This window comes from Cellulomonas sp. GbtcB1 (assembly GCF_019091725.1).
In the GTDB taxonomy this organism is placed as follows: domain Bacteria; phylum Actinomycetota; class Actinomycetes; order Actinomycetales; family Cellulomonadaceae; genus Cellulomonas.
Map to the genome: position 1 here is coordinate 1 of NZ_JAGXJG010000430.1, position 244 is coordinate 244.

The following is a 244-nucleotide window of genomic DNA, read 5'->3' on the forward strand; positions in this document are numbered from 1 at the left end:
GGCGCGCACCTGCTGCCGGTGTGGCCCGTCGCGGCGAGGCACCGCCCCGCCGAGTTCAACCGCGGGCCCGTCCCGGCGTTCCTCGCCGGCGAGGAGCCGCGCGACTACCTGTGCGTGTACCCGTTCGTGCGGTACTACGAGTGGTACCTGCTGTCCGACGAGGAGCGCCGCGAGCTGCTCCGCGAGCACGGCCACGCCGCCCGCGTCTACGCCGACGTCCGCGCCAACACGCTGTCGTCGTTCG

Annotated in this window: 1 protein-coding gene; it reads left to right on the forward strand. The window is 74.2% G+C overall.

Features of this window, described 5'->3' with window-relative positions; genetic code table 11:
- Positions 1-244: chlorite dismutase family protein (locus KVT14_RS20935; RefSeq protein ID WP_217617351.1), on the forward strand; the 244-nt coding region annotated here is incomplete at both ends.